Genomic DNA, 7,709 nt, shown 5'->3' with positions numbered 1-7,709 from the left:
TCTGTTCATCCCCAGAATCCTCAGCCCCGACTGATTGCTCAGGCCGCTGATTTACTGCGTAATGGAGGGCTGCTGGCAATCCCGACGGATTCCGGTTATGCAGTCGTGGCGCGCCTGGACGACAAGGCAGCGGCGGATGATTTGCGGCGTTTGCGCGGTTTGACTGACAAACACCATTTGACATTGCTGTGCCGCGATCTTGCGGAAATTGGCCACTTGGCCAAAGTCGATAATGCGCAATACCGATTACTGAAAGCCGCGACGCCGGGGCCCTGGACTTTCATTCTTGAGGCCAGCCGAGAAGTGCCCAGGCGCGTGTCGCATCCTTCACGAAAAACCATAGGCATACGGGTGCCGTCTCATACGGCTGCGCTGGCGTTGCTGGAAAGCGCCCAGACGCCTCTGATTTCCACCTCGCTGATTCCGCAAGGCGAAACGGAACCCTTGACCGAGGCCGAAGAGATCGAAGCGCGCTATTCGCATCAGCTGGCAGGTATTATCGACGCCGGGTTCTGCGCCAGCATGCCGACCACGGTGATTGATATGTCCGGCGCGTCGCCTGTGATCGAGCGTTTGGGGCAGGGGGATCCGGCAACACTGGGCCTTGCTGTCTGACTGCCGATTTTCTATGCTGCGTTCCCTGGGCACCTGCGCGTGATCGCGCAGGTGCCTGCCGGTTTGTACTCTTTTTTTGAATTGGCCAGCCCGGCATCCGTTAAACTCAGTGATTTGATACGTTACCGTGGCCCATGCCGGGCACGGCTGGAGCTTTCAGAATGGCAGAGAACGCGACTGCATCCCAGAACCCGGTTTTCCGCGGTAGTCTGGTCGCGCTGGTGACGCCCATGCATGCCGACGGCAGCCTGGATTACGATACTTACCGCGCTTTGATTGATTGGCACATTGCAGAAGGAACCAATGCGCTGGTCGTCGTCGGGACGTCGGGCGAGTCGCCGACTGTCGATGTGGACGAGCACGCTGAGCTTATCCGTGTGGCCGTGGCGCATGCGGCAGGCCGCATTCCCGTGATCGCAGGCGTAGGCGCCAACTCCACCAGCGAAGCCATTGAGCTGGCCAGACATGCCAAGGCTGTCGGTGCCGATGCCGGGCTATCGGTCGTTCCCTATTACAACCGTCCTTCCCAGGAAGGGCTGTATCAGCATTTCCGCCGCATCGCCGAAGCGGTCGATCTGCCTACCGTGCTCTATAACGTGCCGGGCCGCACCGTGGCGGACATGAGTCACGACACGGTACTGCGCCTGGCCCAGGTGCCTGGCATCATCGGCATCAAGGATGCAACCGGCGATATCGGCCGTGGCGCCTTGCTGCTGCACGAGCTGCCCAAGGACTTCCAGGTCTTCAGCGGCGACGATGCCACCGCTGCGGCATTGATCCTGCTGGGCGCTGCCGGCAATATCTCCGTGACAGCCAACGTGGCGCCCCGCGCCATGAGCGAGCTGTGCGCTGCGGCGCTGGCAGGGGATCTTGCGCGGGTCCGTGAACTAAATGGCCGCTTGGGGCGTCTGAACAAAGCATTGTTCGTTGAAGGAAACCCTGTCCCCGTCAAGTGGGCCATGGCCGAGCGCGGTCTGATTCCGCCTGGCTATCGCCTGCCGCTGGTGACCCTGTCGCCCGAGTATCACGCTCTGGTGCGGGACGCGCTGCACCGAGCGGGTCTGTAATTGAATGAAGAGGTTGCGAATGAATACAGGCCGACTGGCCGTCCCGGCACTGACGCTGGCCGTTCTGCTGGCGGGTTGCAGCAGCGTCAATGAACTGCTGGGCAATGAAGAGTCCATCGACTACAAGGGGGCCAGTTCCAACCGGACCAAACCCCTGAGCATTCCTCCCGACCTGACTCAGGCGGCGAGCGACCCGCGTTATCAGATGCCGGCTTCCGGCTCGACGACGTTTACCGAGTTCCAGCAGCAGGGCGCCGAAGCGGCCGCCCAAGCCAAGCCGCTGGGGCCGAATGTGCTGCCGGAATTCCCCGGGCTGCGCATTGTGCGTGACGGCGAGCGCCGTTGGCTGGAGGCCGATGCCTCCGCCAGCGAACTGTATCCGCGTATCGTGACCTTCTGGGAAGAGCAGGGTTTCCCGATTGCCAGCAATGATCCGGCAGTCGGCATTATCCAGACCGGCTGGGCGGAAAACCGGGCCAAAATTCCGGAAAGCGGCTTGCGCAACCTGCTGGGCCGTATCATCGACCAGGTTTGGGACAGCGGCGAGCGTGAACGTTTCCGCACCCGTCTGGAGCGGATCAACGGGCGCACGGAAATCTTCATCAGCCACGACCACATGTTCGAGCGCAATGTCGGCCACGACGATGCCCGCGTCAAGTGGGAGGTCGGCCCCGAATCGCCCGAGCTCAATGCGGCCATGTTGTCGCGCATGATGGTGTATCTGGGCGGCGGTGACGAAGAAGCCATGAAGAAGGCGGGCCAGCTGAAGGCGGAAGAAGCCGCAGCCAGCGGCGCTGCCGCGGAACAGCCTGCGGCGGCGGTCGCCCTGGCAAGTGGCGCGGATGTGCTGGAAGTGCCGGAACCCTTTGACCGTGCCTGGCGCCGTGTCGGCATGGGGCTGGATTCCGCCGGTTTCACGGTGGATGACCGCGACCGTGCTGCAGGCGAGTACTTCGTCCGTTATGCCGATATTGATAGCGGCATGAAGAGCGAGTCAGCCAACTTCTTTACGCGTCTGTTCCGTACCTCGCCGGATCTGGATGTTCAGGTTTACCGCCTGCGTTTGCAGCAGGTGGGAGACCAGACCCAGGTCTATGTGGTGGACGACAAGGGCAACAAGGTTTCCGACGGAGCTGCCCGCCGCTTGCTGGCTGTTCTCAAGGATAAGCTCTGAGCCTGAGAAAAATCAGGGCAGTCAGGCCTTGAAAAGACGCCGCCTTGCCATGCCGGCAAGCGCGGCGTTTCTGTTGCCGCGGATGGCCCGCCGGGCTGTCTGGATTCCGGGACCTAGGGTTCGCCCCAGCAGGCGAAGATGAAGAGACCCCGGAATCCGTAGCGGATTACAATAAAAGATACCCAATCCATTGCGGAGCTTGTCTCATGCGCTATTTCGTCTGGTTTCTTCGTGCGCTGGTGTTCATCGCAGTGTTGATGTTTGCGTTGAAAAATACCGAGCCTGTCGCCGTGAAGTTCTATGGCGAGTATGCGGCCGAGCAGGTGCCCTTGATTGTCGTCATGCTGGCTGTGTTCGTGGTCGGCACATTGTTCGGCCTGTTGCTGATGGTGCCGGCGGTGTTGCGCAACCGGCGTGAAGCGGCGCGCTTGCGGCGTGAACTTGAAAAAGTGCGGGATATCGTGGCGCGTGATCACGAACCGCAACCGGTGGTCGCGCCGGAAACCGTGGCGCCGCTTTCGCCGCTGTAATGGCCGGGCTGCGCCTGCGGCCGGATATGTTGAACTGTTTCTTTGTGGCGGAATCTTCGCGTGAACTTTGAACCTTGGTGGCTCATTTTCGTGCCTGTCCTGTTCGGGCTGGGCTGGGTGGCGGCGCGGGTTGATATCCGGCAAATGCTGCGGGAAACGCGCCAATTGCCGGATTCCTATTTCCGCGGCCTGAATTTTCTCTTGAATGAACAGCCGGACCGTGCCATTGATGCTTTTGTGGAAGTGGCCAAGCTGGACACGGAAACCATAGACCTGCACTTTGCGCTGGGTAATCTGTTCCGCCGCCGCGGCGAAATCGAACGGGCCATCCGGGTGCACCAAAGCCTGTTGTCGCGGGCCGATTTGCCTGCGCCGCAACGGGAGCAGGCCATGTATGAGCTGGCGCAGGATTTTCTCAAGTCCGGCATGCTGGACCGTGCGGAAGAAGCCTTCCGCCAGTTGCAGGAAACCCGCTATGCGTTGCAGGCTTTGCAGGCCCTGATTCGTATTTATGAGGCCGGGCATGATTGGCCCAAGGCCATCGAGACCGTCCGCATGCTGCGTGCGATGACCGATGAACCGGTGCCGGAGCTGGCGCACTATTACTGCGAATTGGCGCAGATGGCGTTGCAGGGGAAGACGCCTGATCTGCTGGCCGCCCAGGAAGCGCTGGATGCCGCCGAGGCGGCCTTGCCGCAGGTGAGCGCGGTGGAAGGCGGGCAGCAACAGCGCGGCGCCGCTGCGGCGGTTCGTATTGCCATGCTGCGTGCCCAGATTGCCGCGCGCCAGAGCGATGCCAAGGCCGAGCGCCTGCATCTGGAGTCTGTGCTGCACGAACGTCCGGCATATGCCGGGCTGGTGGCCGAAGCGCTGTTGCAGAACTATCGCGCCGCGGGGAAGGCGGCTGATGGGCTGGCCTTGCTGCAGGCGCAGTATGTGAGCCAGCCGTCGCTAGATCTGTTCAATATCGTTTTCCGCGAGTTGCGCGCGCAGCAATCGGAGGGAACGGCCTGGAGCTTTGCGCGCAGCGCCTTGTCGCGCCGTCCTTCGCTGCTGGGGCTGGACCGCCTGCTGGAAGTCGAACTGGCTGAAAACAAAGATGCTGCCAAGGAACCCTCTGTCGCTGCCGTGATCGGCGGCCAGCATGAAGATCTGGCCTTGTTGCGCACCGTGATTCACAAACATACCCAGCGGCTGGATCGCTACGCCTGCACCGCCTGCGGTTTTCAGGCGCGCCGCTTTTATTGGCAATGCCCGGGCTGCAATGCCTGGGAGACATATCCCCCGCGGCGTCTGGAGGAAGTGTGATGCACGCTTTTCCGTTTGATGCTGTCAAGCAGGCGCGTATTCTGATTGTGGGCGATCTGATGCTGGACCGTTACTGGTTTGGCGAGGTGGAACGCATTTCGCCAGAGGCTCCTGTGCCGGTGGTCAGGGTGGCGCGCCGCGAGGACCGTCTGGGCGGCGCTGCCAACGTGGCGCGCAACGTTGCCGCGCTGGGCGCGCAGGCCTGCGTGGTCGGCGTGGTCGGCGAAGACGAGCCGGGACGCCGTATCGCGGCCTTGCTGGAAGAAGCCGGCATTGCGTCGGCGCTGGTGCAAACACCGGATTGCCCGACCACATTGAAATTGCGTGTCCTGGGGCGGCAGCAGCAGTTATTGCGTATTGATTTTGAGGAAACCCTGGGCGCATCGGTACTGCGCAGTATCCGCGAGAAGGTCGATGCGCTGCTGGCCGGGTATGACGTCCTGGTCCTGTCGGACTATGCCAAGGGCGCGCTTGCCGAAGTCGAGTTGTTGATCGAAAGGGCCAGGGCGGCAGGTTTGCCGATTCTGGTGGACCCCAAGGGCGATGATTTTTCGCGCTATCGCGGCGCCGATATGGTCACCCCCAACCGGCAGGAACTCCAGGTGGTGGCCGGGGCCTGGCGCACCGAGGACGATCTGTTACGCCGGGCCCAGGCCTTGCGCCGCCAATTGGATTTGCGCGGTCTGATGCTGACGCGTTCTGAACAGGGCATGTCACTGTTCACGGACGACGGGGAAGATCATGTGGCGGCTCAGGCGCATGAGGTGTTTGATGTGTCGGGGGCGGGGGATACGGTGCTGGCGACACTGGCCGTCATGCGGGCGGCCGGGCTGGATTGGCATCAGGCCATGCGCTGGGCCAACAAGGCCGGCGGGATAGTGGTCGGCAAACTGGGGACGTCTATCGTCAGCGCCGGGGAATTGGCGGCAGGGGCCTGAGGGGCGGCCTCTGAGGGCCTTAGCTTGACGGCCTAAAAGGGCTTGTAAGGGCCACAAGACAAGGGCCACAACACAAGGGAAAGGGCCAAACAAGGGCCCACAGACAAGGCCCAAAGGTCCAACAGAAGGGGCTGCTGCTGGCCCCTGATACGGCTGATCTGTTCCCGGGTGCTGCCACGCTGCTGCTACCCATTGCTGCCATCAATGGCGGCCATCAATTGTGGCCACTGATGGCAATGACCACCGATGGCAATGAGCACCAATGACAACGGCCGGGCAGCGGGAAGGCTGGCCGGCCGTTGAGATTCACCGCCGGTCAGGCCGGCGGGGTGTCCCGTATTTCAGGTTTTTCAGGCAGTGATGCGGCGTGTCCAGCCACGGGTGTCGGCGACGCGGCCGCGCTGCATGCCGGTCAATTCTTCACGCAGGCTCTCCGTCAGCGGGCCGGTCTGGCCGTCGGCGATCTTGAAGCTGCCGTTGGCATAACGGACTTCACCGATGGCGGCCACGACGGCTGCCGTGCCGCAGGCGAAGGCTTCCTTGATTTTGCCGCTGCGGGCATCGGCTTCCCATTCTTCGAAGGAATAGCGCCGCTCTTCGACCTTCAGGCCGCGCGCGCGGGCCAGTTCCAGCAGCGAAGCGCGGGTGATGCCGGGCAGGATGGTGCCGGCCAGCGGGGTGGTGAGCAGACTGCCGTCTTCCATCACGAAAAAGACGTTCATGCCGCCCAGCTCTTCAATCCAGCGGTGTTCCGCAGCATCCAGAAAAACAACCTGATCGCAGGCGTTTTTATAGGCTTCGGCTTGCGCCACCAGGCTGGCCGCATAGTTACCGCCGCACTTGGCAGCGCCGGTGCCGCCTTGCGAAGCGCGCGTGTATTCCGAGGAGACCCACACCGACACCGGCTTGGCGCCACCCTTGAAGTAATCGCCGACGGGCGAGGCGATGACACAGAAAGTGTAGTGGTGTGCAGGACGCACGCCCAGGAACGCTTCGCTGGCGAACATGAAAGGGCGCAGATACAGGCTGCCGTTGCCGCCCGGGATCCAGTCCTTGTCGGTTTTGACCAGCAGTTCAACGGCTTCCAGGAAAGCGGCTTCGGGCAGCGTGGGCATGGCCATGCGTTCTGCCGACAGATTGAAACGGCGCGCATTTTGTTCCGGGCGGAACAGCGTGATGTTGCCTTCGGGGCTGCGATAGGCCTTCAGGCCTTCAAAAATTTCCTGCGCATAGTGCAGCACGGCGGCGGCAGGATCCATCAGGAAAGGTTCGCGCTTGCGGACTTCAGCCTTGTGCCAACCCTTGTCCTGGGACCATTCGATCGTGACCATGTGATCGGAAAATACCGTGCCGAAACCGCCTTGGGCCAGCAGAGCTTCACGCTCAGCGGCAGGGGTGGGGGAGGGATTGGGAAGATGCGTGAATGACAAAGCTGCGGACATGTTTTTCTCTGATAAACGAACCTCCGGCAAAGAACCAGTCATTGCCGGCGGAGGTAGCACATGAGGAGGAGTGGCTGGGTAATTTCGCGGTGAGGGCGCCTTCTGGCACGCTGCGAGGGTGTCATGAACCTGTCCTCCCCGTTGTTCATACATGATAACCATTGTTGGGCCTGGTGGCGTAGATACTGTGTCATGGCGGCATCACATTGCGGGCCACGCCGGTTTTTCCCCATGGCTCACACAGTGAAGACAGAGGCCGCGCAGAGGCTGGCGCTGGCATGATGGCGGGGCGTGTCCTGCGGTGACAGGGCCGCAGGGTGTCATCCTGACAGAGAGGCGCGAGCATGGCTTTTTTTCATGGGCTGCCCGGGAACGGGCATGGGCGGGTCTGGCGGCGCGATGGAGCGTTTGGCAGCAGCAGAGGGCAGGCCTCTGCGCGGCGGCAGGGCCAACAGCCCTGCGTGGCGCCGGTTTGGCGCTGGGGGGCCAGGCTGGCGCTGGCGGCCTGCGGACTGTGCAGCAGTTTTGCGGCGGGCGCGGTGGATGCCAACACAGCAACGGTGGCGGAATTGATGGCCGTGCGGGGCATAGGGCCGAAAACGGCCTTGTTGATTGTGCGCGAGCGCGAGCGCGGG

At 62.3% G+C, this 7,709-nt stretch carries 8 protein-coding genes; 7 read left to right on the top strand and 1 reads right to left on the bottom strand.

Features of this window, described 5'->3' with window-relative positions:
- The 6 genes from ACTJGZ_RS11955 to rfaE1 all read left to right on the top strand — a co-directional run.
- A partial coding sequence (locus tag ACTJGZ_RS11955; RefSeq protein WP_441663146.1) for an L-threonylcarbamoyladenylate synthase occupies positions 1 to 615 on the top strand: 615 nt, incomplete at its 5' end.
- A 161-nt stretch (positions 616 to 776) separates the two neighbouring features.
- Positions 777 to 1,682, top strand: a complete 906-nt coding sequence (gene dapA, locus ACTJGZ_RS11950; RefSeq protein ID WP_441663145.1) for a 4-hydroxy-tetrahydrodipicolinate synthase — start codon at positions 777 to 779, stop codon at positions 1,680 to 1,682.
- A gap of 19 nt (positions 1,683 to 1,701) precedes the next feature.
- Positions 1,702 to 2,856: an outer membrane protein assembly factor BamC gene (gene bamC, locus ACTJGZ_RS11945; protein WP_441663144.1), complete on the top strand. Its 1,155-nt coding sequence runs from the start codon at positions 1,702 to 1,704 to the stop codon at positions 2,854 to 2,856.
- Between the two features lie 206 nt (positions 2,857 to 3,062).
- Positions 3,063 to 3,386: a LapA family protein gene (locus tag ACTJGZ_RS11940; protein ID WP_441663143.1), complete on the top strand. Its 324-nt coding sequence runs from the start codon at positions 3,063 to 3,065 to the stop codon at positions 3,384 to 3,386.
- A gap of 60 nt (positions 3,387 to 3,446) precedes the next feature.
- Entirely contained in the window at positions 3,447 to 4,694 is a 1,248-nt protein-coding gene (gene lapB / locus ACTJGZ_RS11935) for a lipopolysaccharide assembly protein LapB (RefSeq protein ID WP_441663142.1), read from the top strand.
- A complete protein-coding gene (gene rfaE1 / locus ACTJGZ_RS11930) occupies positions 4,694 to 5,632 on the top strand; it encodes a D-glycero-beta-D-manno-heptose-7-phosphate kinase (RefSeq protein WP_441663147.1) in 939 nt (312 codons plus the stop codon). Before lapB ends, rfaE1 begins: the two co-directional genes overlap by 1 nt.
- A 350-nt stretch (positions 5,633 to 5,982) precedes the next feature.
- Here rfaE1 and ACTJGZ_RS11925 read toward each other — a convergent pair whose 3' ends face one another.
- Positions 5,983 to 7,074 (bottom strand): branched-chain amino acid aminotransferase, encoded by a 1,092-nt coding sequence (locus ACTJGZ_RS11925; RefSeq protein WP_441663141.1) that lies wholly within the window; start codon positions 7,072 to 7,074, stop codon positions 5,983 to 5,985.
- A gap of 344 nt (positions 7,075 to 7,418) precedes the next feature.
- On the opposite strand from ACTJGZ_RS11925, the gene ACTJGZ_RS11920 reads away from it, so the two are divergent.
- Positions 7,419 to 7,709 (top strand): ComEA family DNA-binding protein (locus ACTJGZ_RS11920; RefSeq protein WP_441663140.1); only part of this gene is annotated, 291 nt, incomplete at its 3' end.

Source organism: Kerstersia sp., from assembly GCF_052103615.1.
Classification (GTDB): domain Bacteria; phylum Pseudomonadota; class Gammaproteobacteria; order Burkholderiales; family Burkholderiaceae_B; genus Kerstersia.
This window is presented reverse-complemented; position numbering and strand designations above follow the sequence as displayed.

Excerpts from the sequence above, each read along its gene's own strand:
- dapA (WP_441663145.1), top strand. The coding sequence starts at position 777 with ATGGCAGAGAACGCGACTGCATCCCAGAACCCGGTTTTCCGCGGTAGT.
- rfaE1 (WP_441663147.1), top strand. The coding sequence starts at position 4,694 with ATGCACGCTTTTCCGTTTGATGCTGTCAAGCAGGCGCGTATTCTGATT.
- ACTJGZ_RS11940 (WP_441663143.1), top strand. The coding sequence starts at position 3,063 with ATGCGCTATTTCGTCTGGTTTCTTCGTGCGCTGGTGTTCATCGCAGTG.
- bamC (WP_441663144.1), top strand. The coding sequence starts at position 1,702 with ATGAATACAGGCCGACTGGCCGTCCCGGCACTGACGCTGGCCGTTCTG.
- ACTJGZ_RS11925 (WP_441663141.1), bottom strand. The coding sequence starts at position 7,074 with ATGTCCGCAGCTTTGTCATTCACGCATCTTCCCAATCCCTCCCCCACC.